This window comes from Kushneria indalinina DSM 14324 (assembly GCF_003385845.1).
Classification (GTDB): domain Bacteria; phylum Pseudomonadota; class Gammaproteobacteria; order Pseudomonadales; family Halomonadaceae; genus Kushneria; species Kushneria indalinina.
On the sequence record NZ_QRDJ01000007.1, the window covers coordinates 330428 to 351495 of the forward strand.

24 protein-coding genes are annotated in these 21068 nt (G+C 59.6%); 10 read left to right on the plus strand and 14 right to left on the minus strand.

What is annotated here, in order from left to right; genetic code table 11:
• Positions 1-114: 114 nt before the first annotated feature.
• From C8D72_RS08110 to C8D72_RS08135, 6 genes are all read right to left on the minus strand, one after another.
• Complete coding sequence (locus tag C8D72_RS08110) at positions 115-333, minus strand: DUF2835 family protein (protein ID WP_115853909.1); 219 nt, start codon at positions 331-333, stop codon at positions 115-117.
• Between the two features lie 224 nt (positions 334-557).
• Positions 558-1934 carry a methyl-accepting chemotaxis protein gene (locus C8D72_RS08115; protein ID WP_281271610.1) on the minus strand — a complete coding sequence of 459 codons (1377 nt, stop codon included), beginning with the start codon at positions 1932-1934 and terminating at the stop codon, positions 558-560.
• Positions 1935-2128: 194 nt separating this feature from the next.
• Positions 2129-3442: an arsenic transporter gene (locus C8D72_RS08120; protein WP_115853910.1), complete on the minus strand. Its 1314-nt coding sequence runs from the start codon at positions 3440-3442 to the stop codon at positions 2129-2131.
• Positions 3443-3454: 12 nt separating this feature from the next.
• Complete coding sequence (arsH, locus tag C8D72_RS08125; RefSeq protein WP_115853911.1) at positions 3455-4168, minus strand: arsenical resistance protein ArsH; 714 nt, start codon at positions 4166-4168, stop codon at positions 3455-3457.
• Positions 4161-4577 (minus strand): arsenate reductase (glutaredoxin), encoded by a 417-nt coding sequence (arsC, locus tag C8D72_RS08130; protein WP_115853912.1) that lies wholly within the window; start codon positions 4575-4577, stop codon positions 4161-4163. The genes arsH and arsC overlap by 8 nt, the downstream gene beginning before the upstream one ends.
• Positions 4574-4927 (minus strand): ArsR/SmtB family transcription factor, encoded by a 354-nt coding sequence (locus tag C8D72_RS08135; RefSeq protein WP_115853913.1) that lies wholly within the window; start codon positions 4925-4927, stop codon positions 4574-4576. The genes arsC and C8D72_RS08135 overlap by 4 nt, the downstream gene beginning before the upstream one ends.
• A 105-nt stretch (positions 4928-5032) precedes the next feature.
• Here C8D72_RS08135 and rarD point away from each other — a divergent pair, with 105 nt between their 5' ends.
• Together rarD and C8D72_RS08145 are read left to right on the plus strand one after the other, a co-directional pair.
• Entirely contained in the window at positions 5033-5929 is an 897-nt protein-coding gene (rarD, locus tag C8D72_RS08140; RefSeq protein ID WP_115853914.1) for an EamA family transporter RarD, read from the plus strand.
• A gap of 98 nt (positions 5930-6027) precedes the next feature.
• Positions 6028-6720 carry a DUF4396 domain-containing protein gene (locus tag C8D72_RS08145; protein ID WP_115853915.1) on the plus strand — a complete coding sequence of 231 codons (693 nt, stop codon included), beginning with the start codon at positions 6028-6030 and terminating at the stop codon, positions 6718-6720.
• Between the two features lie 91 nt (positions 6721-6811).
• On the opposite strand, the gene C8D72_RS08150 is transcribed toward C8D72_RS08145, so the two are convergent.
• From C8D72_RS08150 to C8D72_RS08160, 3 genes are all read right to left on the minus strand, one after another.
• The gene (locus tag C8D72_RS08150) at positions 6812-6943 is read right to left on the minus strand and encodes an entericidin A/B family lipoprotein (RefSeq protein WP_115853916.1); all 132 of its coding nucleotides are present in this window, start codon (positions 6941-6943) and stop codon (positions 6812-6814) included.
• Positions 6944-7025: 82 nt separating this feature from the next.
• Positions 7026-8015 carry a Gfo/Idh/MocA family protein gene (locus C8D72_RS08155; RefSeq protein WP_115853917.1) on the minus strand — a complete coding sequence of 330 codons (990 nt, stop codon included), beginning with the start codon at positions 8013-8015 and terminating at the stop codon, positions 7026-7028.
• A complete protein-coding gene (locus C8D72_RS08160) occupies positions 8012-9211 on the minus strand; it encodes an aminotransferase class I/II-fold pyridoxal phosphate-dependent enzyme (protein ID WP_115853918.1) in 1200 nt (399 codons plus the stop codon). The genes C8D72_RS08155 and C8D72_RS08160 overlap by 4 nt, the downstream gene beginning before the upstream one ends.
• Before the next feature lie 291 nt (positions 9212-9502).
• On the opposite strand from C8D72_RS08160, the gene C8D72_RS08165 reads away from it, so the two are divergent.
• Entirely contained in the window at positions 9503-10357 is an 855-nt protein-coding gene (locus C8D72_RS08165; RefSeq protein WP_115853919.1) for an oxidoreductase, read from the plus strand.
• Between the two features lie 140 nt (positions 10358-10497).
• On the opposite strand, the gene C8D72_RS17345 is transcribed toward C8D72_RS08165, so the two are convergent.
• The 4 genes from C8D72_RS17345 to C8D72_RS08185 all read right to left on the minus strand — a co-directional run bounded on the left by C8D72_RS17345 (position 10498) and on the right by C8D72_RS08185 (position 12734).
• Positions 10498-10821 (minus strand): hypothetical protein, encoded by a 324-nt coding sequence (locus C8D72_RS17345; protein WP_147301513.1) that lies wholly within the window; start codon positions 10819-10821, stop codon positions 10498-10500.
• Positions 10822-10835: 14 nt separating this feature from the next.
• Positions 10836-11237 (minus strand): hypothetical protein, encoded by a 402-nt coding sequence (locus tag C8D72_RS08175; protein ID WP_115853921.1) that lies wholly within the window; start codon positions 11235-11237, stop codon positions 10836-10838.
• Positions 11238-11367: 130 nt separating this feature from the next.
• The gene (locus C8D72_RS08180; RefSeq protein WP_115853922.1) at positions 11368-11565 is read right to left on the minus strand and encodes a CsbD family protein; all 198 of its coding nucleotides are present in this window, start codon (positions 11563-11565) and stop codon (positions 11368-11370) included.
• Positions 11566-11750: 185 nt separating this feature from the next.
• A complete protein-coding gene (locus C8D72_RS08185; protein ID WP_115853923.1) occupies positions 11751-12734 on the minus strand; it encodes a cation diffusion facilitator family transporter in 984 nt (327 codons plus the stop codon).
• Positions 12735-12896: 162 nt separating this feature from the next.
• Here C8D72_RS08185 and C8D72_RS08190 point away from each other — a divergent pair, with 162 nt between their 5' ends.
• The 5 genes from C8D72_RS08190 to C8D72_RS08210 all read left to right on the plus strand — a co-directional run bounded on the left by C8D72_RS08190 (position 12897) and on the right by C8D72_RS08210 (position 17630).
• Positions 12897-13385 (plus strand): phosphate-starvation-inducible protein PsiE, encoded by a 489-nt coding sequence (locus C8D72_RS08190; protein ID WP_115854466.1) that lies wholly within the window; start codon positions 12897-12899, stop codon positions 13383-13385.
• 279 nt (positions 13386-13664) lie between these two features.
• On the plus strand, positions 13665-14396 hold the full coding sequence (locus C8D72_RS08195) for a hypothetical protein (RefSeq protein WP_115853924.1): 732 nt from the start codon (positions 13665-13667) through the stop codon (positions 14394-14396).
• Positions 14397-14888: 492 nt separating this feature from the next.
• A complete protein-coding gene (locus tag C8D72_RS08200) occupies positions 14889-15713 on the plus strand; it encodes a manganese catalase family protein (protein WP_115853925.1) in 825 nt (274 codons plus the stop codon).
• Positions 15714-15815: 102 nt separating this feature from the next.
• On the plus strand, positions 15816-16328 hold the full coding sequence (locus C8D72_RS08205) for a ferritin-like domain-containing protein (RefSeq protein ID WP_115853926.1): 513 nt from the start codon (positions 15816-15818) through the stop codon (positions 16326-16328).
• Positions 16329-16535: 207 nt separating this feature from the next.
• The gene (locus tag C8D72_RS08210; RefSeq protein ID WP_115853927.1) at positions 16536-17630 is read left to right on the plus strand and encodes a calcium/sodium antiporter; all 1095 of its coding nucleotides are present in this window, start codon (positions 16536-16538) and stop codon (positions 17628-17630) included.
• Between the two features lie 443 nt (positions 17631-18073).
• Here C8D72_RS08210 and C8D72_RS08215 read toward each other — a convergent pair whose 3' ends face one another.
• Positions 18074-18781: a Crp/Fnr family transcriptional regulator gene (locus C8D72_RS08215; RefSeq protein WP_245955199.1), complete on the minus strand. Its 708-nt coding sequence runs from the start codon at positions 18779-18781 to the stop codon at positions 18074-18076.
• Between the two features lie 749 nt (positions 18782-19530).
• On the opposite strand from C8D72_RS08215, the gene C8D72_RS08220 reads away from it, so the two are divergent.
• Both C8D72_RS08220 and C8D72_RS08225 read left to right on the plus strand, forming a co-directional pair.
• Positions 19531-20268: a Crp/Fnr family transcriptional regulator gene (locus C8D72_RS08220; RefSeq protein WP_115853928.1), complete on the plus strand. Its 738-nt coding sequence runs from the start codon at positions 19531-19533 to the stop codon at positions 20266-20268.
• A gap of 48 nt (positions 20269-20316) precedes the next feature.
• Positions 20317-21024 (plus strand): hypothetical protein, encoded by a 708-nt coding sequence (locus C8D72_RS08225; RefSeq protein ID WP_115853929.1) that lies wholly within the window; start codon positions 20317-20319, stop codon positions 21022-21024.
• Positions 21025-21068: the final 44 nt, after the last annotated feature.

The window sequence follows — 21068 nt, forward strand, 5'->3', positions numbered from 1 at the left end:
CTTTCAGCCTCGCAGCAGCAGTGATCCCGCCCCCCTTACCGCTCAAAATTTCACGTTCATCATGATTTGGTCGATGCAGATCCCGTTGATGCCGTGCGTTGAAAAATATCGCTGTCACAGCGCCCGAATCGAGACGAACCGCCCATTGTCATCGAAGGTGACCCGATAGGTGCCGCGTACGCCATCGCGCCCGATGATGTGGTGCAGGACCCGCGAGGGCAGCACCACGCTGCGCCCATCGAGCGTGCGGGTACGAATGCTGTCGGCGGCGCCGGCGTAGTGGGCGCGGCACTGCTCGGCGCTGATATTGAGGGCGATATCAATGCTGGGCACGTCGGTCTCCTGAACGGCGCAAGGGTCATCCCGGGTACTCAGCATAACGGCAGACCGACATCCCGGCGACGGTCAGGACGTGGCCGCTGCCGGGTGTTGTTCATACCTCTGGCTGAACGCCTGGTTGTAGTCGGTGTAAAGCTCGCGGGTCGGATCGCAGGAGACGTTGAGCAGGCTGACCTTCTCGGCGAAGGCCGCCCCGGGCAACCGCAGCGCACCAGGACTTACAAGGCGACCGATGCGGGCGTGTCCCGATCCTCCCACTGCGGAGAGGCGGCCAGTGACTTGCAATCCGGCAACTGGCGCACGGCACCGGACTCATCGTTCATGTCCACGGTAGAGGCCATGCTGCGTACGGCCATGATCATATCGTTGGTACAGGCACTGATCCGCACGATCGCTTCGCCGGCATTGCCGGCCATGTCCACGCCCTTGTCCACGCTTTCCCGACAGGTGTGCATGCTGGTGTTGGCATTGCGAGAGAGCTGTTGCAGGGTGTCGATCGTACCGGAGATATCGCTGGTGGCCTCGGCCGTTCGGCGGGCCAGCTGACGCACCTCATGCGCGACGACCGAGAAACCGCGCCCGTGTTCACCGGCGCGCGCCGCTTCAATGGCAGCGTTCAGGGACAGCATGTTGGTCTGGGACGCAATGGAGCGGATGGTCTCGACAATGGCCGTGATGCCGGCCGCCTGCTGCGTCAGATCATTCAATAGCCTGGAGGTCGCCTCGACCCGATCGGCAATGCTGCGAATCTCGCGTACGGTCTCATCAATGATGCGACTGCCATCCCCGGCCGTGTTTTCCGTATCGGCCGAGATGCGACAGGCCAGGCGCAGGCTTTCGGTCTCCCGGTCGACCCGCTCGGTGATGTTGCTGGCAAACTTGATGACCTTGTAGAGCTGACCATCGTCATCAAAGATCGGATTGTAGGTGGCCTCCAGCCACAGGGTGCGCCTGTGTTTATCGAACCGCTTGAACTGGCCGGACATGAACTCACCGGCGTTGAGCTGTGCCCAGAACGCCCGATATTCGGGACTGGCCGCCAGCGTTTTGCAACAGAAGATCCGGTGATGCGCGCCTTCGATCTCCTCAAGCGTATAGCCGACCGTATTCAGAAAGTTCTGATTGGCGGTGAGGATATGGCCATCGGGTGTGAACTCGATGACCGCCATCGAGCGGTCGATGGCCTTGAGGCGACTGTTCATCTCCTGCTCTTCGCGAATCTGTGGGGTAATGTCAGTGGCGATCTTGATCACACGCACGACACGACCGCGCCGGTCGCGGATCGGATTGTAGGTCGCTTCCAGCCACAGGGGCTGACCTTCATGGTCCAGGCGTTTGCAGCGGCCGTTGATGAACTCACCGTCACGCAGCCGCGCCCAGAAGGTCGCATAAGCCTCATCTGCCACATGTTCCGGGGTACACAGCACGCTGTGATGCTGGCCCACCAGCGTCTCGGCACTGTAGCCGGTGGCCTCAAAAAAGGCCGAATTGGCGCACAAAATGGTGCCCTGCGGATCAAACTCGATGACGGCCATGGCGCGATGAATGGCGTCTATCAGCGGTTCACGCTGACGAGGGGTTCTGGTTCCAAACACGTGGTTACTCCTGCCATGACAGTGCCGCCGATACTGTCGGATGTCTGCGGTTCAGGTGGGGTCTGAGACCAGCATCGGCATATCAAACTCATTCCTTGAGGTTTTACCGATATTGATCTACACAACCCGACGATGCCTGTCTGACCGCCAGCGCGAATCAGCCACGTCTCATCAGGTGCCCCATGTCAGATGCCCTACCCGCCGGTTCCGATCACCCGTGGCCCCCACATCGCCAGCGCCACCAGCGTGACCAGCAGCACCGGCGGCGTAATCACAAGCCCCACCTTCATGTACTGCCCCCAGCCAATGCGATGGCCCTTGCCGGCCAGTACATGCAGCCACAGGAGCGTTGCCAGGCTGCCGATCGGGGTGAACTTGGGCCCCAGGTCGTTGCCGATGACGCTGGCATAGGCCATCAGCTGACGGGTGAGCTCGGGCACCTGGGCCTGATCGATGGCCAGTGCTCCGATCAGGGTCGAGGGCATGTTGTTGACGATGGAGGCCAGGATTGCCAGCGCGATGCCGGTGCCCAGCGTGGCGACAAACGCGCCCTGGGCGGCAAGCCAGGTCAGCACGCTGGCAGCGCGCTCAGTCAGCCCTGCATTGCCCAGTCCATACACCACCAGATACATGCCGACCGAGAACAGCACGATCTGCCAAGGGGCGTTTTTGACCACCTTGTTCAGTGAAATGACCGGTTTACCGCGAGCGCCCCAGCGCCCGGCAATCGCCATCAGCACCAGTGCCGCCGCACCCATGATGAAGGCAAAGGGAATGTGCCAGCGGGCCGTCACAAACAGCGCGATCAAAAGCACCGCCAGCAGCGGAAAGGCGGCGCGAAAGACGCGACTGTCCACGATCGCACTGGCCGGCGCCTCCAGTTTGCGACGATCATAATGACGCGGCACCTCGCGACGGTAATAGAACCACAGCACCAAAAGCGTGGCCGCCAGCGAGACCAGATTGACCGGCACCATCACCCGGGCGTATTCACCAAAGCCGATATCGAAGTAGTTGGCGGTGACAATATTGACCAGATTCGAGGTCACCAGCGGCAGGCTGGTGGTATCGGCCACAAAGCCGGTGGCGATGATAAAGGCGAGTGCGGCACTGGCACTGAACTCAAGACGCACCAGAATCGCCAGCACGATCGGCGTGAGCAGCAGCGCGGCGCCATCGTTGGCAAAGAGCGCGGCAATCACCGCACCCAGCATCACGATCAGCATGAAAAGCCACGGCCCGCGCCCGTTGCCCCAGCGGGCGATATGCAGCGCTGCCCAGTTGAAAAAGCCCGCCTCATCGAGAATCAGCGAGATGATGATCAACGCCACGAAGGTGAAGGTGGCGTCCCAGACAATCTCCCAGACGGTGGCGACATCGCCCCACCCCACCACGCCGGTAGCAAGCGCCACGGCGGCGCCGCCCAGCGCGCTCCAGCCAATGCCCAGCCCGCGCGGCTGCCAGATCACCAGTACCAGGGTGATCACGAAAATGGTCAGTGCCAGCATGCAGGAACCTGTTTAGTGAGTGCGTTGATTGACGCGCCGGGAAACGTCTTCGGCGCTCTCGACACGTTCGGAATAACGATCGGTCAGATAGGCCGCCCGGCCACGCGTCAGCCAGGTGAACTTCACCAGTTCCTCGCAGACATCAACGATGCGGTTGTAAAGCGGTGAGGCAAGCATGCGCCCCGCCTCGTCAAACTCGTTGAAGGCCCTGGGCACCGAGGACTGATTGGGGATGGTCAGCATGCGCATCCAGCGCCCCAGCAGGCGCATCTGATTGACCGCGTTGAAGCTCTGGCTGCCGCCGGAGACCTCCATCACCGCCAGCGTCTTGCCCTGGGTCGGACGCACGCCGCCCAGTGACAGCGGAATCCAGTCGATCTGGGTTTTCATGATGCCGGTCATCGCGCCGTGGCGCTCGGGGCTGACCCACACCATGCCCTCCGACCACTGCGCCAGTTCGCGCAGCTCGGCGACCTTTGGGTGATCGGCTTCGGCGTCATCGGGCAGCGGCAGTCCGGAAGGATTGAAGGTTTTGACCTCACAGCCAAACCAGCGCAGAAGCCTGCCGACCTCTTCGGCTACCAGCCGTGAGTAGGAACGCTCACGCAGCGAGCCATACAGCACCAGAATACGCGGCGCATGGCGTGGATCATCGGGATGGATCAGTGCCTCGACATCAATGGGCTGGAGCTGATCCGTATCGATATGGGGCAATGTGTCACTCATGCCCGACCCCTTTGAAACGCACCACTTCACCATCTTCCTTGGTGAATTCGGTCAACGGATGGTCCAGCAGCGCCAGCACCTGTTCGGAGGGCCGGCATAGACGCGCGCCCCGGTCGGTGACCACGATCGGCCGGTTGATCAGAATCGGATGCGCCATCATGGCGTCAATCAGCTGCTCATCGCTCAGGGCCGGGTCATCAAGGCCCAGCGCCTCAAACGGTGTGCCCTTTTTTCGCAGCAGCTCGCGGGGCGCGATGTTCATTAACGCCAGCAGCTCGACCAGCCGCTCCCGCGTGGGCGGGGTCTTCAGATACTCGATCACCTGGGGCGTTTCGCCGGACTGGCGCATCATGTCCAGCACGTTGCGCGAGGTGCCGCAGTCAGGGTTGTGATAGATCACGGGGGTCATGGCGTTTTTTCCTCATTCAGGCAGCAGGGTTGAAGCGCTTCCAGCAGCGGCGCACAGAGCTCGGGGTGCCCCGCGCAGCAGTCACGCACCAGAAAGGCCAGCGTGTCCTGCATTTGTTCAAGGCTTGCGCGGTAGATGATCGAGCGGCTCTGACGCTGTGACACCACCAGCCCTGCCCGCGACAGCACGCTCAAATGCGCCGATAGCGTGTTGTGCGGCACGTCCAGATGACGCGCCAGTTCGCCAGCCGCCAGCCCCTCGGGCTCGTGCTGTACCAGCAGGCGAAACGCATCCAGACGGGTGCTCTGAGCCAGCGCAGAGAAGATGTCGATAGCAGTTGTATTGTCCATATGTCCAAACTTATGGACATAAAGGGGATCCGTCAAGCGTGACGCGTCGCTGCGGCACGGCATCGGGCGTATGATGCTGTCTTTTATCCGAGGGTTGAGGCAACGATGGACAAGCGCGAACACAGTGCCGGGCTTCTGGCCGCGCTGGGCTGTTTTTCGATGTGGGGCGTGATGCCGATCTATTTTCATCTGATCGGCCCGAGCGTCTCTCCCTGGGAGATCCTGACCCAGCGCATGGTGTGGGCCGCGGTGCTGCTGACCCTGTTTGTCCTGATGACCCGCCGTCATGAGAGGGTGATGGCCATTGTGCGGCAGCCTCGACTGCTGCTGGCGCTTACGGCCTCGGCGCTTTTGATCAGCTGTAACTGGGGCCTGTTCATCTGGGCGGTATCGAGCCATCACGTACTGCAGGCAAGCCTGGGCTACTACATCAATCCGCTGCTCAACGTGGTGCTGGGGCTGATCTTTTTTCGCGAGCGGCTGCGCCCGCTGCAGATGGTCGCGGTGCTTCTGGCTGCCGCCGGCGTATTGATCATGGTGGTGGGCTTTGGGCGAGTGCCCTGGGTATCGCTGATGCTTGCCGGCACCTTTGGCATTTACGGCCTGATTCGAAAGCGCATCGCCGTGGACAGCATTACCGGACTTTATATCGAAACCATGCTGCTACTGCCGTTTGCCCTGCTGTGGCTGGGGGGGCTGTATTTTCAGCAGCAGGTCGTTTTTTTACAGGGCAGCGTGCGCACCGATGCATTGCTGATCGGCTGCGGCCTGATCACGGTGCTGCCGCTGGTGCTCTTTACCATGGGGGCGCGGCGACTCAAGCTCGGCACGCTGGGGCTGATGCAGTATCTCACCCCCACCCTGCACCTGCTCACCGGCGTGTTCCTTTTCGGTGAACCCTTCAACCAGGCAAGCCTTGTCACCTTTGGCTGCATCTGGGCCGGGCTGGTGCTCTACACAGTGGATACCCTGCGGGCACAGCGCCAGGTGACGCAGCCCTGACCATGCCCCACCCCAGGGTTTGATGACTGGCTTCGGCTGCACTAAACCCTTTATGGCATCAGGTAAATTCAGACTGAAGCCATAAAGGGAGTGCTGCCATGCTGATCTTCTGGTCGTGGGTGTTCTTGCTACTGGGCGTGGTGACCTGCGCGCTGATCGCTGCGGATGTGCGCCGGCGCCCGCAGCATATGGCGATCATGAACGTGACCTGGCCGATCACGGGGCTCTATATGCCGGTGCTGGGCTGGTGGGTCTACCAGAAGATGGGGCGGACAGCGCGCGCTGATCAGGGTCATGACGCCTCGGAACACCATCAACACGGCGGTCATGAGCATCACGGCGACAAGCCTCAATGGCAGGGCGTGTTTGTCTCCGCCACCCACTGCGGCGGCGGCTGTACGCTGGGCGATATCACCGCGGCACCGCTGGCCACGGCACTGGGGTTCACCCTGTTCGGTTCGCACATGGCCGGCCATTTTCTGCTGGCCTTTGTGGCCGCCTATGCCTTTGGCATCCTGTTTCAGTATCTGCCCATTCGCGAGATGGGGGAGCGCTCGCCCAAAGCGGGACTGCTGGATGCCATCAAGGCCGACACGCTGTCGTTGATCGCCTTTCAGATCGGCATGTATCTCTGGATGCTGATCGCCACGCCGCTTTTGCTGGACGGCCAAATGGATGCTGCCACACCCGAATTCTGGTTCATGATGCAGATCGCCATGCTGGTCGGGTTTTTAAGCTCTTATCCGGCCAACTGGCTGCTGGTCAACAAGGGCATCAAGCACGCCATGTAGGGCACTGACACGAGGCAGGGCACTGACGAATAACAAAAGGGGCCCGCAGCCATACGGCTGCGGGCCCCTTTGCGTGTTTGATACAGCGGTCTCAGTCGGAGGCGTTCTGGATGGCCTGGCCACCGTCGGAGATGTCCTCGCCTGCGCCATGCATGGTGTTACACCCGCCGAGTACTCCGGCAGACATCAGTACAACCAGAACCAAAAGCGTCATGTGTTTCATGGCATTACCTTCCCGTGTGATCGGCCGCCCGGCGGCGCGCGATCATGACTTTAGCACCATCCGTTCACAAACCGCTACGGCGTCAGTGCAGGCGAATGTGCCGATATGAGGCCAGCCTTAATCGCTGCTCGATGAGCTGACACAGCGTCAGGGTCTGCCAGCACTCATCGGCGCTGGCAAGCCCGTGGGCCCGGCCATCCATGACGCTGGCAATCATTGCGCGGGCCTGATGTGACAGGGCATCCCCCTGCGTACTGACCGCGGGTATCGGCGGTTCGGCCCCATCGGCAAACTGCAGGTCATGACAGTGATTGAGCAGATCCACATGCAGACTGCCCTGCGTCCCACGGGCATGAATGGCGCGGGCACGGTGTTCCGGCAGCCGCCCGGTGGTCAGGGAGATCGGATAGCCGGCATCGGTCTGCAGGCGCACCATCACCTGATCGGCGCCCTCCCCAGCGCTGCGCCCTCGACCGTTGAGTCCGCCTTCGACTTCCAGCAGCGCCTCGGGCATGAGCCCCATGACGTGCTGCATGATGTCCAGATCATGGATCATCAGATCCGTCACGATGGAGTCTCCGGAAAGTCGCGCGCTGCTCGGGTTCTGCCGTGTGATGACCACCTCCTCCCAGCCTTGGGTGCGCAGGACGCCGGCCGTGGCCACCAGCGCCGGATTAAACCGCTCAATATGCGCACAAAAGAGCCCAGTGCCGCGAGCCCGGGCCAGCTGACTCAACATCAGACACTCCTGTGGTCGCACGGTCATGGGCTTTTCGACCAGACACGGCAGGCCACAATTGATGAGATCACGGGCCACGCCAAAGTGTGTGGCCGTAGGCCCGGCCACCACCGCCACGTCGGCCAGCCGCGCCCGCTCAAGGAAGGCCCGGTAACTCTGGAAGCAGCGACGTCGCATGGGCGCTGACAGATCACACTCGGCCGCCGGCAGGGGGTCATAAATCACGCTGACCTCAACATCGGTCAGCGCATCGAAGGTGCGCACGTGCCGGGCGCCCATCTTCCCGGCACCGGCGATGGCCACATGGAGGGTGTTCGGCGACCTGGCCGTCATGGCTGCTCCCTCACCGCCTGACAGATCTGCTCGACATGCACGGGCTCAAGATAGGGATGCATCGGCAGGCTGAAGGTGCCGGCGGCCACCCGATCGGTCCAGATCAGCCCATCATGCACCACCGTCTGATAGGCAGGATGACGATGCAGCGCCGGGGAGTAATAACAGCGCACCGGAATAGCCTGCTTTTGAAGAGCGGCCATGAACGCGTCACGGCGCCCCGTCAGCGCGGCATTGTCCTCCCCGGGCTCCTCCGGCAGACGCACCGTATACTGCGCCCAGGCCGAGCGACAGCCTGCCGGCAGGTCAGGCGTCAAGAGCCGTTCGCCAAGCCCCTTTTGATAGGCGCAGGCGATGCGCTCACGGCGCTCGAGCTCGTCATCGAAGATGGTCAGTCTGGCCAGCAATACGCCGGCCTGCAGCGCATCCAGACGCGAGCACATGCCGATCTCGTCATGGCGGGCGCGATCGTGGCTTACGCCATGGTTGCGCAGCGAGCGCAGCCGCTCGGCCAGGGCAGTATCACGCACGAACAGGGCACCGCCATCGCCGTAGCAGCCCAACGGCTTGGAGGGGTAAAAGGAGGTGATCGTGATGTCGGCCAGCGACCCGACCGGGCGGCCGTGATGAGCACCGCCAAAACTCTGGGCGGCGTCGGCAACAAGATGGAGATCAAAACGCGCAGCGATGGCGTTGAACCGGTCATGATCGGCCGGCTGACCAAAGATATCCACGGCAATAATGGCGCGTACGCGGGCGCTGCCATGCACCGCCAGCCAGCGCTCAAGGCGTTGGGCGTCCAGGTTGAAGGTGATCGGGTCAATATCGATGAACACCGGCTCGGCGCCGACCCGGTTAATGGCCTCGACCGTGGCGGCAAAGGTGTAGGCCGGACAGAGCACCTGATCACCGACCCCGATATCCAGCACTCGCAGGGCCAGTACCAGTGCATCGCTGCCGCTGGCACAGGTAACACACTGCGCCACACCGGCACGCTCGGCCAGCTGCTGCTCCAGGGCTGCTACCTTCGGCCCGTTGATGAAGGTAGATGATGACAGCACCTCCTCCATTTCGGACCTGATCCGCTGCTCGATTCGGCGGTATGACGTGCTCAGGTCCATAAAGGATGCACTGTGATTATTAATGGCAACCACCCTCTTTATAGTGTCGTTTAATGGCCTCCTTTTATATCGCATCAACACTTAAGCAGGTTAAATTCGTTGTCCTTTTTTGTAGTGTATTTGCCCTCTTTTTTATTAATTCTTGTTTAAAAACAGTTTTAAAACTTCACCCTGTTTAGAAAGGTTACCTTTCATGCATCGCGCCCGGGGCACTGGAAAGACGTTGCCCTGCCCGCCAAAGGACACTATTCCCCGTATTGCCTTATTCGATAAGGCTCTCTTCGTGACTGTCCTATAGTGACCGGACCCCTATTGATAACGGCCTGCTGAATGCATGCGTCGTTACCCGGCCTGAAGGAGAGAGACATGAGTACACCAACAGATCCTGTCTGGTTGATTACCGGCTGCTCGACCGGGTTTGGCCGCGAACTTGCCCGGCTGGTCATCGAGCGAGGCTGGAAGGCGGTGGTCACCGCCCGTGATCGGGCGCGGGTCGCCGATCTGGCCGAGGGCGTCGAGGACCGCGTGCTGGCACTGGGGCTTGATGTCACCAAAAGCGAGCAGCTGCGCGAGGTGGTCAAAAGCGCCGAGCAGCAGTTCGGACGCATCGATGTGCTGGTCAACAACGCCGGCTACGGCTATCAGTCCTCCGTCGAGGAAGCCGATGACGAGCAGGTGCGCGCCCAGTTTGATGCCAATGTCTTCGGGCTTTTCGAGCTGACCCGTCTGGTGCTGCCCGGCATGCGCGAGCACCGTCAGGGCCACATTCTCAATATCAGCTCCGTGGCAGGGTTCATCGGTTTCCCGGGCTCGGGCTACTATGCGGCGACCAAGCACGCCGTCGAAGGCTTCTCCACGGCGCTGGCCGCCGAGGTCGCACCGCTGGGCCTGAAGGTCACCAGCGTCGCCCCCGGGCCCTTTCGCACCGACTGGGCCGGGCGCTCGCTGCAGCAGACCACCACCGAGATTGATGACTACCGCGACACGGTCGGGACGCGCATGTCCGGCACCGCCGAAGGCAGCGGCCAGCAGCCCGGTGATCCGGTACGCGCGGCCCAGGCAATGATCGACATTGTCGAACATGCCAACCCGCCGCAGCATCTGGTGCTCGGCGCCTGGGGCGTGGACAAGGTCAGCGCGCATCTGCGCGAGACCCTGGAGGAGATCGAGCAGTGGCGGGAAACCAGCGTCAACACCGCCTATCCCGCCAGCGAACAATGAAGCACGTCGACAACGCGCAAGCCGTCCGAGGGTGAGCCCGACTCACGGGGCCATCGCCCTTGAGAGACAGGACCCGGCCACTAAAAAAGGCGCCCCGATGGGCGCCTTTTTTTGACCGGTTGTCCAGGCCCGGAGCTCTGTTACTCGACAGGCGTGGCCACCAAGTCTGCGCGAACATCGAAATCCTGCTCGCCCAACACCCAGGTCACATTGATGATCTTGACCACATGACCATCAAACATCATGTCTTCTCCCACACGAGGCACCGATGGCAGCTCCATGACGCCTTCGCTGTTGCAGAAAGGATGATCGATTGGCGCATCATTTTGAAAAAAAACAACCCGAATCATTCGCATCACGTCTCTTTTTTCCTCCATGAAAGAAGAGCATAGACAGCGCCATTCACGGCTGCCATGACCTGCGTTAGGGTTATCGAATATCAACAAGACGTCGCTGCCGCCCACCCGCTTCCGGCCTTTCAGGAGAGCCGTGTCGATAGCGCGGTCATCTGCAGCGATGGCGTTTCCACCGGTGGCGGCGGGGCGTGATGTTCACGCACCGGGCCGGACTCCTGAATGTCGATCTCGACATCGCTGAAGGCGGTGGTGAGCATCAGCAGCAAAAGCCCCAGCAGATAGATCAGCGGCGACACAATAACGGAGGCCGCCAGTGCCAGAATGCCGGCCACCGTGCGTCCGCGTGCCACGATCACGATGGCCAGGCAAAAGGCGACCAGATTGAGCGGCCAGCCGACCAGCAGTCCGGAGCCCGCCCGAGGCAGCAGAAACGCGCCCCAGGCTACGACCAGCACGATCCACGCCAGCGTCACCGGCGCCGGGCGCATGACTTTCGCCGTGTTCACGGTATTGATCTCACTCATTGTGTCACTCCCTGTCGCACCACGATGGGTCATGCTGCAATCTGCGCTTTTGATACCCACCAACGCAAGAAGCCCGGCAAACGCCGGGCTTTTTCGGTTGCGCCATGCAGTGTGACACACATCGCACGGATCAGGAGTTGCGCATGATGCGCTCGGCTTCGCGCCTGGCGTCTTCGTCACTCAGACCCTTCTGCTCCTTGAGCAGGCCGGCGATGCGCTGCACCTCGCCCTGCTCATAGGCAGAGAGGTCGTTGGCAACGACGCCCCACTTCTCCTTGAGCTGTCCGGCGATTTTGTCCCATTTGGCGCTCTGGCCACTTTCAGACACGATATCTCGTTCCTTTCATGATGATGGTCATGCAGCGACACCCGGTCGCCGCATGGTTAATGGACCTTCGATGCGTTGCCTGGCGCATCAAGGTGGTGCGCATTCAAAAACATTCGGCCAGCCATCATCCATCACCTGGGTTATCGGGGCGCCCGATGGCGCCCTGACCCGGTCATTTGGCATGATCAGGGCAGGGGCGCGTGGTCAGACTCGTTGCGGCCCTGCTCGACGCAGTATGCCCGGCGCTCGATCTGCACCGTAACGTGATCAACGTCAAAGCGCCCCCTGAGATACCCCCTGATCGCCATAATGGCCTGGTCCTGATCCACCGCATCATGGGGCACGGCATGCAGGGTGACCATCACGCGCTCCGGGGTCAGCGACCAGATGTGGACATGATGCACGCTGTGGATATCGTCCAGCGCGTGCGGTATATCCTGGACCAGCTGCTCGCTGTCGATATGGGCCGGCGCCCCTTCGAGCAGGATATGCCCCGACTGGGCGGTAATCTTCCAGGCACTGCGGGCGATCAGCGCTGCGGCCAGCAATGAGAGCAGCGGGTCAATCGGCATCCAGCCGGTCACCATGATGATCACGGCCGCGGCAATGGCCGCCACCGACCCCAGCAGATCCCCCATGACGTGCAGCAGCGCGCCGCGAACATTGATGTTGCCTCGATCGCCGCTGTGCAGCAGCCAGAACACACCGATATTGACCACCAGCCCGACAGTGGCGATGGCCAGCATGCCGGTGCCGGCGACCTCGGGCGGCGCCCACAGCCGGCGCACGGCTTCAAACAGAATCCAGGCGACGATCAACAACAGGGCCAGACCGTTGACGAAGGCGGCCAGCACCTGCACACGATGATAGCCGTAGGTCTTGCGGGCATTGGCCGGACGCTGCGTCAGCCGGGCGGCCACCCAGGCCAGCGCCAGCGAGGCACTGTCGGTCAGCATGTGGCCGGCATCCGCCAGCAGCGCCAGTGACCCCGTAAGGAGTCCGCCGGCCACCTCGGCCACCATGAAACCGCCGGTCAACACCATGGCCCAGAGCAGGCGGCGCTCGTTATCCGTGCCGTGATGAGAATGGCCATGTCCATGATGGCTGTGACCATGATGCTCGTGTCCATGCTGGTCGTGATGATCGTGCTGCTTTTGATCCCGCGTCATGATCCTTTCCATTGCGTTTGCCGTGCGTCAAGGCGTGATAAAAACATTATGATGGCAGCACAATGGCACATTCTCATTGTTGGGCGCTGCATCGCTGAGTCGAGCGGATCAGATCATCATGCCGCCTCCCCTCTTCCCTTACTGTTTTTTCAGGACATCTTCATGGCGTTAAAGAACAAGGATCCTGCAGGCGTGCGGCTGCATCATCAGGCCGACCGGTTGGGCAACTTCCTGGTCAGCACCTTTCACTTCATGGCGCTTTTTGCCATTGGCGGCGTCATTGCCTGGGCGGCACTGGGCGCCTTTCTCGAGATGATTGCCGATGGCCAGGCAGGCATCGATGACGTGCTGCTGCTGTTTATCTATCTCGAGCTGGGGGCGATGGTCGGCATCTATTTCAAGACCAACCACATGCCGGTGCGCTTTCTGATCTATGTGGCCATCACTGCGCTGACGCGTATGATGATCGGCGACATTCAGCATCATCATCGCCCGGACATGGGCATCATCTATATTGCAGGCTCCATTCTGCTGCTGGCCCTGTCCATTCTGGTGGTGCGTTACGGCTCACACCGGTTTCCCTCGGGGCATGGGCACAACGTGGCCTCCGCCCGCGCCGGTGAGCAGGATGATCACACCGACGAACACTAAGCCCGGCATCGGGTAACGCAGCAGGGAAGCAGGGCACCCACGCCGGTGCCCACCTGATACCATTGATAGCGAGGCGATGCAGGAGGCCCCCTTCCGGCGGTGCCTGCCGGCATCGTCAATCCATTTGAGGCACAGGCACGGTCGACAGGACATCTACCCGGCACGGTGATGCCTGACAGGCTACAGTCATTGCATCATCCAGTCGTCATGTCATGATCCGGCTGTTTTCCTGCGACCCAATAACGCAGAGCGCGCAGATATTCTTCAAGAGAACACCGCATGCTGAGCCAGTTAAGTGCCCTGTGGGCCTGGATCTCCGAAAACGCGATCGTTGTCAGCGGGCTGGCCAGTATTGGCCATGTGCTGATATGGGGCATCGCCATGCAGGTGGCCGTCAGCGATGCCCGCGCCCTGCGCCGACCCTCCATCCTGATCAAGCACGGCAAGGCCCGCCGGGTCGAGGGGCCCTGTCTGGTCAGCAACATGGGGCATGGCGTCGTTTTCGTGGAATCCATTCTGGCGCGGCTGGAAACCGATCAACAGACGCTGGTCTGTGATATCACCGAACTGGCGGATGAAGACACCCGTCAGCAGAAGCCCTCCTCCGATGAGGAGACCACCGACGAGGGGGAGACCGATAAGGGCGGCGGTGAAGAGGAAGGCGAGCTGGTCACGCGTATGGGGCCACTCAATTCGATGCAGTACATGCAGGCGAGCACCTTTGATCGCATTCTTGCTAATGCAGCGCAGCAGCATGGTCTGGCGCTCAACAGTGACTACACCCTCAAGGACAGCGATGAGACGCTGAAGACCATCGAGATCAATCTGATTGTCATTCAGGCCACGGAAAAACGCCCGATCGGCGCCCGGCGCCGTTTCAATCTGGTTCGTGGCAATGACAATCAGCTGATGCTCGCACCGGAAAAGGACAACACCCAGCTACTGACTTCCTGGCGCCAGAGACGAGAGCTCAACCGCTGGCGACAGAACATCACCATCGAAGGCCTGTAACCGTACAGGGGCGCTGCGTCTGCCTGCGCTGTCCTCCCTTTTGCTTTTGTTTACCTCCCGACTGGCCTCGTGAACCGCGCTCAGCCCTTTCAAACCGCTTTCGGCCCTTTTAAACCAAACCGCCTTCGGCCCTTTCAAACCGCTTTCAACAAGGCCAGACGCTTTTAATGCCGCGCGTACCTTTTCCAGAATAGCGCCATCGTCGGTTGCTAAGAGGCGCGGCATAACCCCTCTTTCAAAAGGCGCCTTGATTCATATCAAGGCGTCGAAAAAAGACACATCTAAATATATTAAAACACCTAATAAGTTTTGCTGTTCTGCGCCTTCCTGGCCACGCTCAATACAGCGGTTCGCATGACACCGCGAGCGTCCATAACGCACGAGACGGCGCATCATGAACGTTATCGCCCTCGAATACCGATCTGTCATGCGGGCTCATGGATTGCAGTCTCGATTTTATTGTGGTCTGAACATTCATGCAGGGAGGCATTCATGTTTCATCACTCATCAAAGCTTCAATATCCCGTTCGTGTCGACAAGCCCGACCCGCAGTTTGCCATGCTGTTACAGCAGGCCATCGGCGGCATCGAAGGGGAAATCCGCGTGGCCATGCAGTATTTCTTTCAGGCCATGGGGGCGCGTGGCGATGACCGGATTCGTGATCTTTTGATGTCCACGGCGACAGAAGAGCTCGCCCACATCGAGATGCTGGGCCATGCCGTGGCGCTCAACCTGGAAGGAGCGCCCGTCTCCTATCAGGAAGAGTCGGCGAAGGACCCGGTCATCAACGCCATTCTGGGCGGCGCCAATCCGCGCCATCTTCTCTCCTCGGGACTCTCGGCGATGCCGGTCAACGCCAATGGCGTGCCCTTTGACATGAGCCATGTTTACGCCACCGGCAACATTGCCGCTGACATGCAGGCCAACGTGGCCGCTGAGGCCGGTGGCCGCGTGCTGGCCAGCCGTCTGTACAACTGGACCGATGACAAGGGCATGAAGGACTTTCTCTCGTTTCTGATTGCCCGTGACACCTATCACCAGCAGCAGTGGCTGGCCGTGATCGAGGATCTGGGCGGTCTGCAGGCAAGCCTGCCGATTCCCAACAGCACGCCCGAGGAGCACGAGGCCACCGAGCATTCGTACTACTTCCTCAACACGCTGCTCGACAAGGAAGCCCCTCAGGGACGCTGGAGCGAAGGCCCGTCGCTGGATGGTCGCAGCAACTTCAGCTTCAAGCAGCAGCCCGAACCGCTGGGACAGGTACCGAGTCTGGGCAAGGCCAGACCCGGCTCGGGCGCACAGAAAGAGCAGCTCTGACAGCGTTACCTCTGGCATGGCTGCCCTGTGGCAGTGATGCCTTTATGCGGTGCGTAACCTTTTCTGTCGGACATCCTCCGATGGAGACAAGGAGATCGAGATATGGCAACGGATGCAAAAGCCCACTTTATGGACTGGCTGCGCGATGCGCATGCCATGGAGCAGCAGGCAGAGTCCATGCTCATGGCACAGGCCAAACGCATTGAGCATTACCCCGAACTTCATGCCCGTATCGAGCAGCATATCGAGGAGACCCGGGGGCAGGCTGTCCTGCTGGAGGAGTGTATCGAACGGCTGGATGGCAGTACTTCCAGCTTCAAGGACATGGGCGGCAAGATGGCGGCCATGGCTCAGGGCATGGGCGGCATGTTCACCAGTGATGAAGTGGTCAAGGGCGGCTCGGCCAGCTACGCCTTCGAGCATTTCGAAATCGCCAACTATCGCGCGCTGATGGGGGCGGCCGACTATCTGGGCGAACCCGAGATTCGCGCCTCCCTTGAGCGCATTCTCAAGGAGGAAGAGGCCATGGCGAAGTGGCTGGAGGAAAACCTTCCCGCGATCACGCAGACCTTTCTCGAGCGCTCCGAGCAGGACGATACCACCGCCAAACGCTGACCCTTTTCTTCCAGGCCAGCCCATTCAGGGGCCCGATACGTACGGTATCGGGCCCCTGCCCGTGTCAGGCCCTTGCCTGCGGCGGCCACATGTCCCTTCATCAGCCCCGATACCCCTCTGGCATCCCCGCCCTCCTTACCCATTATCGCAACCGCCATCACTGTATTAAGATCACGCCATAACACCCTCTGGCGGGAGCGCCCTTGTATGACGTTGATGACCCTTATCTACCTTGCGGCAGGGCTTGTACTGTTAATGGGCGGGGCCGAGGTGCTGGTCCGTGGCGCCTCGAAGCTGGCCGCGCTCTTTGGCATCCCCTCGCTGGTGATCGGCCTGACGGTGGTGGCCTTTGGCACCAGCGCGCCGGAAACCGCCGTCAGCGTGCAGTCAGCCTTCGGCGGCAGCGGTGATCTGGCGCTGGGCAACGTGGTGGGCAGCAACATTGCCAACGTACTTTTGATCCTGGGCCTGACAGCGATGGTGGCCCCCTTGATCGTCTCGCGTCAGCTGATTCGCCTGGATGTGCCACTGCTGATTGCCGCCGGGCTGCTGGTCTGGGTGCTGGGCGCCAATGGGGTGTTGAGCCGACTCGATGGCGCACTGCTCTTTGCCTGTATCGTGGCCTATACGCTGTATATGGTGATCAGCAGCCTGCACGCGAGCAAAAGGGAGGCGCAGGCGGCGGCCTCGGAAAACCCTGACGCCAAACCTGCCCCAGCGCGCACGCCGATGGCCTGGGTGATGTACCTGGTCATGATCGTGGCCGGTCTGGTACTGCTGGTGGCCGGCTCGCACTTTCTGGTGGAAGGTGCCACCTCGCTTGCCCGCGCGCTGGGGCTGTCGGATCTGGTGATCGGCCTGACCGTCGTGGCCGTGGGGACCTCACTGCCGGAGCTGGCCACCTCGATTCTGGCCGCCGTGCGGGGGGAGCGTGATATCGCCGTGGGCAACGTGGTGGGCAGCGGGCTTTTCAACCTGCTGTGCGTGCTGGGCCTGGCCTCGCTGGTGGCACCGCAGGGCATTCCCGTGGCCGCCAACGCCCTGGCCTTTGACTTCCCGGTCATGATTGCCGTATCGCTGGCCTGTCTGCCGATTTTTTTTACCGGCTACCGTATCGAGCGCTGGGAAGGGCTGCTGTTTTTTGTCTATTACGCGGCCTACACCACCTATCTGGTGCTCTATTCCACCCATCAGGGCAGCGCCACCCTGCTGGGCGATGCCGTTTTGATGTATGCCCTGCCCCTGACCGCCGTCACGCTGGTGGTGCTGAGTGCTAGAGCCTGGCGAACCCAGCGAACCTGACATGCCCCGATCAGCACGGGCAGCGCTCGAGCCCCTGGCAAGGGCTCGGGCCTGTAAGCGCCCGGCGCGCGGCTGGAAACCGTCGCAACAGGCTCATGCCCCCTGCCCTGTTCAAGGACACCTGCCATTGACGGGCACAACTCCCCGCACGTCGATTAACCTTGATAAAAGGGCGTCAGGATTAAACCATTGCTCAAAACCGGGTATTTAATTAACACTTTCCATTAATACAATGACACTAAAAACATATTAACAACAAAAGACCTGACCATAAAAGGTGATCCTTTTTTTCAAACTTTTTGTTTGCGTTATATAATCAGCCAAAAATAACCCAGTTTATGTACAGCGAGAACCTCTATAACTGACACTATAAACACGTCAGGGACGACAACCTTGAGGCGAAAGGAATCGCCTTTTTCAAGACACCCTCGTTTTTCAAAAAATTATCTGAGATGCAGATAAATATCGTTAAACTCGGCGACTTCTTTAAGCCCTTCAAAATCAAGCGCGGTGAGTGTCTTGCGCGTCAACGTAATGAGATTTTTTTGACGCAGCCGTTGCAATACCCGATTAACATGAACAGATGTCAGGCCAAGTGTTTCGGCCAGATTAACCTGGGTTAGCGGCATGTCGATGGTGGTATCCCTTGTAAGCCCGGACGCCTGATAGCGCAAAATCATCTCGCAGAAAAGATGAGCGATGCGTGCCTCGGCGGTGCGTAGCCCGATATTGAGGATCCAGTGTCGGGTGATGGCTTCATCCACCGTCATGGACCATGAAAGCGCTCTGGCCAGATCCGGATAGTCTTCAAAAATCTGGTTGATACTTTCTTCGGAAATCATCGCCACGGTGGCAGGCGTGAGGGTGCGGATGGAGTGGTCCATATGGGACAGCAGGGTCACATGCAGATCGCACAGATCGCCCTTGATCAGGTACCCCATGATCTGTTCGCGCCCGTCAGAGAGCATCTTGCAGCGGCAGGCCCAACCCTCGAGCATCAGGTGTACCGCGACAGGGTTTTCGCCCTCGGTAATGACGTACTCGCCCTTCTCGTAACGCTTCGTTCGCCCTGGTAGCGAGCGCAGCATGCTGAGTTCTTTTTTTCCCAGATCCGTATAGTGTTGTAGCTTGTTGATTAGTGGATCGACCATTAAAAAGGAACTCCTGAAAATGCCTCTTATTCCAACATGCATGCCAAAACAATAAAAGCTCATTTAAAGCTATCTTATTTTTCACATGACTCAGATTAATAATTTATACCAGCTCATTTCCATACTGCCAGCAACATCAATAAAAACAGGGGCCATTCCCAATATTCTCTCCCAAAAGCCATGAACCTCTGTCCGACAATCGAATCAATGCCACCCAGGCTTTGCGAACATCAAAAACTGAACGAAGTAACCTGATATTACAGAAAAAGGACCCAAAATTTTTCGGCCAGATAAACAACATGCGTTATTTATACCACACATCCTCTACCGATATATTAAGTAAAAAGATGACTGACCCATTATTTGGTTGAAATGATAAGGAAAATAAAGTTACTCGATAACCTACAATCATATACGCGCCATATTGATATGCGAACCGCTTATCGAAAAGGATCCTCATATCCAGACATCGCGGCACTTCAGGTACGCTTGACCAAGACCGTAAAAGGACATCCTGGATTGTGTGGGCACGCCGTCCAGACAGTGGTGGTCATTTTGCCAATGATCGCCTCAAGGAATTCGAAGCCGGTAAAAATGATGAGTCTCATAGCAGCGGCAGTCATTACTGGTAACGCCTGATGAGTGCACGACTGACAGGGACGTCAGCTTCAGGAAGGAAGGAAAGTTCTTTCCTCCGGTCACCGGGTCAACCAAACACCCTTTGAAGGGCATCAAGAGGTAGCTGGCTCATGTATTCATTCATCAACAAAATGAATTTTTACTCCTGCCTGACCCACGAAGAGAAGGCTGCCATACAGGGCTGTGTGGACAGCAAGCATTATTTTGCCAAGGGTCAGACGCTGGCGAGAGCCGGGGAAAAGCCGGACAGGATCAACATCGTCACCGAAGGGTGGGCCTGTCGCTTCAAGAGTGCCCACGACGGCACGGATCAGGCCATTTCCTTTATCCTGCCGGGCGATCAGTGTGAAGACATCTCTCCTATCCAGTGCAGCCTCGACCACGGCATCCGGGCGCTGTCGGATATCCGCATCACCCGCGTGGATCGCCAGAAGCTCCTTTCGCAGCTGACGCCGGGCTCCGGTCTGACCAATGGCCTGGCCTGGGCCTCGATCGTGGATAAATCCATCATGGGGGAGTGGCTTTTGAACGTGACCCGTCGCCCGGCGGTCATGCGTCTGGCGCATCTGCTTTGTGAGCTGTTTACTCGCAGTGTCATCATTGGCAGGACAGAAGACAACAGCATGTACTTCCCATTGACCCAGGTTGCCCTGAGCGAGGCGCTGGGGCTGTCACCCGTACATCTCAATCGCTCACTGCAGCTTCTAAGACGCAGGAAGCTGGTATCGCTGTCCCGGAAGACACTGACCATTCTTGATTGGCAACAGTTGGCCGAATTTGCCGATTTCGATAATAATTATCTGCACATCAGCGGGAAGCCTCCGGTCAGTCTACGTCTGGCCTCATGAGCGACCCGCGCTGAATTTTGAACCCGATAACCTGAAGAGTCCCTTGTAATGTTTTCCTCGCTGAATGGCCTGTGGCAGTGGATTATCGAAAATGCGTCCACGTTCAGCGGCATTACCAGCGTGGGCATGCTGATTATCTGGGCGACCTATCTGCAGCTGTTGCTGCACAATTTTCGCATGCAGCGCCGCCCTCAGATCATCATCAACCGCGGCAAGGGTCGGGATATCAACTCGGTCTGTCTGCTCAGCAACATGAGCAAACAGAGTGTCTTTATTGATCTTGTCATGGTGCGTATCACGACCTCACAGACCCAGTGGCTCTGCAACGTTACCGATGTCGTGGATGAATCGGGCAAGCCGCTGGAGATCGTTCGCCAGGAAGAAGGCGTCGATGCCAGCCTTAATGAGTTCACCCGCCAGGGGCCCATGGTCTCCGGCGATTACATGGAGGCTGGCACCTTTGGCAACATGATCCGCCAGGCAGGCATATCACAGGGCATCGAGTTTGATGATCGCTATGATATTGCCGGCGAGGACGAGCTGGTTTCCATCGAGGTCAGTCTGATTGCTGTCTTTGGCGCGGAAGGTCACCAGATCGGTGCCCGCAGGACGTTTTACATCGAAAAGGCCGATGACGATGGCCGCATCCTGCTGATCCCGGATGACACCCGCACCCAACAGTTCAAGACCCGCCGCCAGCGTCGCACCCTGCAACGCTGGCGAAGTGAACTGGAAGAGGTCCCCGAGACCGAGTGAGCCGTTGCCGTCCGGCACAGGGCTCTTTTGCCTGACAACGCCCC

Coding starts and splice junctions, on each gene's coding strand:
- C8D72_RS08120 (WP_115853910.1), bottom strand. CDS start 3,442: ATGCTGGCACTGACCATTTTCGTGATCACCCTGGTACTGGTGATCTGG.
- arsH (WP_115853911.1), bottom strand. CDS start 4,168: ATGAGTGACACATTGCCCCATATCGATACGGATCAGCTCCAGCCCATT.
- arsC (WP_115853912.1), bottom strand. CDS start 4,577: ATGACCCCCGTGATCTATCACAACCCTGACTGCGGCACCTCGCGCAAC.
- C8D72_RS08135 (WP_115853913.1), bottom strand. CDS start 4,927: ATGGACAATACAACTGCTATCGACATCTTCTCTGCGCTGGCTCAGAGC.
- rarD (WP_115853914.1), top strand. CDS start 5,033: ATGGACAAGCGCGAACACAGTGCCGGGCTTCTGGCCGCGCTGGGCTGT.
- C8D72_RS08145 (WP_115853915.1), top strand. CDS start 6,028: ATGCTGATCTTCTGGTCGTGGGTGTTCTTGCTACTGGGCGTGGTGACC.
- C8D72_RS08150 (WP_115853916.1), bottom strand. CDS start 6,943: ATGAAACACATGACGCTTTTGGTTCTGGTTGTACTGATGTCTGCCGGA.
- C8D72_RS08155 (WP_115853917.1), bottom strand. CDS start 8,015: ATGACGGCCAGGTCGCCGAACACCCTCCATGTGGCCATCGCCGGTGCC.
- C8D72_RS08160 (WP_115853918.1), bottom strand. CDS start 9,211: ATGCGATATAAAAGGAGGCCATTAAACGACACTATAAAGAGGGTGGTT.
- C8D72_RS08165 (WP_115853919.1), top strand. CDS start 9,503: ATGAGTACACCAACAGATCCTGTCTGGTTGATTACCGGCTGCTCGACC.
- C8D72_RS08175 (WP_115853921.1), bottom strand. CDS start 11,237: ATGAGTGAGATCAATACCGTGAACACGGCGAAAGTCATGCGCCCGGCG.
- C8D72_RS08185 (WP_115853923.1), bottom strand. CDS start 12,734: ATGACGCGGGATCAAAAGCAGCACGATCATCACGACCAGCATGGACAC.
- C8D72_RS08190 (WP_115854466.1), top strand. CDS start 12,897: ATGGCGTTAAAGAACAAGGATCCTGCAGGCGTGCGGCTGCATCATCAG.
- C8D72_RS08195 (WP_115853924.1), top strand. CDS start 13,665: ATGCTGAGCCAGTTAAGTGCCCTGTGGGCCTGGATCTCCGAAAACGCG.
- C8D72_RS08200 (WP_115853925.1), top strand. CDS start 14,889: ATGTTTCATCACTCATCAAAGCTTCAATATCCCGTTCGTGTCGACAAG.
- C8D72_RS08205 (WP_115853926.1), top strand. CDS start 15,816: ATGGCAACGGATGCAAAAGCCCACTTTATGGACTGGCTGCGCGATGCG.
- C8D72_RS08210 (WP_115853927.1), top strand. CDS start 16,536: ATGACGTTGATGACCCTTATCTACCTTGCGGCAGGGCTTGTACTGTTA.
- C8D72_RS08215 (WP_245955199.1), bottom strand. CDS start 18,781: ATGGTCGATCCACTAATCAACAAGCTACAACACTATACGGATCTGGGA.
- C8D72_RS08220 (WP_115853928.1), top strand. CDS start 19,531: ATGTATTCATTCATCAACAAAATGAATTTTTACTCCTGCCTGACCCAC.
- C8D72_RS08225 (WP_115853929.1), top strand. CDS start 20,317: ATGTTTTCCTCGCTGAATGGCCTGTGGCAGTGGATTATCGAAAATGCG.